Source organism: Frankia sp. AgKG'84/4 (assembly GCF_023242965.2).
Classification (GTDB): domain Bacteria; phylum Actinomycetota; class Actinomycetes; order Frankiales; family Frankiaceae; genus Frankia.
The window spans coordinates 1-887 of sequence record NZ_JALKFU020000876.1 but is presented as its reverse complement, the minus strand read 5'-3'; the positions used below and the strand labels follow the sequence as shown (position 1 = coordinate 887).

Annotated in this window: 1 protein-coding gene; it reads left to right on the top strand. The window is 76.0% G+C overall.

Annotated features, from left to right (window positions below):
* A partial coding sequence (locus MXD58_RS25785) for a hypothetical protein (protein WP_250610307.1) occupies positions 1–481 on the top strand: 481 nt, incomplete at its 5' end.
* Positions 482–887 lie beyond the last annotated feature (406 nt).

The following is an 887-nucleotide window of genomic DNA, read 5'->3' as shown; positions in this document are numbered from 1 at the left end:
GCCGGGGTTTCCCGAACCTTCGTCTACGACAAGCCAGACGCCAGGGCCGCAGTCGCGACCGCGATCACCGCAGCGGGTTCCCACGGCGCTGTGGTCGCCCTTCGTCGAGGAGGTGCGCCACGGCCGGTTGGACCGGCTCGCGCCGTCGGACGGCCTGGGCGGCTGGACGCCCTGGGGCGCCGGTGGCGGCGAGGTCGCCAGGGCACTGCCCGACGAGGTGATCATCAGGCACGGCGCGGCGGCGGCGCGGCTGGAGAGCCGCCTACCGGCGATCATCTGGGATCAGATCCTCGTCGCCGTCCGGGCGCACGCGGTGGACGACCTCGACGCCCGGGGGGACGCCGAGGGTGTCGAACGGCGCTCGAGCGGGTTCCGGACCATGCACGGCAGCGCCCTGACACCGCCGCGCTCCCGGGACGACGGCCCCGACCGGTCCCGGGCCGTCCAGCCGCGTTCCCACCTGCACCACCCGACCGGCTAGCCGGCTCGTCGCGGTCCGTGGAGGGCGGACCGCGCCGGGCCCCAGCGACGGCCTGCGCGGACTGAACCTGCCTGGTTCACCGCGTTGGACCTGCGGGCTGCCCGCCGCACCCCTCACGGCGGGCAGCCCGCCACACCGCACCCGCCACAGCGCACCCGCCACAGCGCACCCGTCCAGTACGAACCGTCCGATCCGAATCCCCGTCCGATCCGAATCCGCGGACGCCGAACCGCTGACGCCGAACCGCTGACGCCGAACCGCTGACACCGGGCCCACCGCATCGAGCCCGAACCCCCGAGCCGGCCCACCGCGGCCAACTCGCCCCAGACCGGCTGCCCGCCGTGCACCCCACGCGCCGGCGTGCGACCCCGACCGGTGCCTCCACCGGCAGGCCACGGGTCCGCCG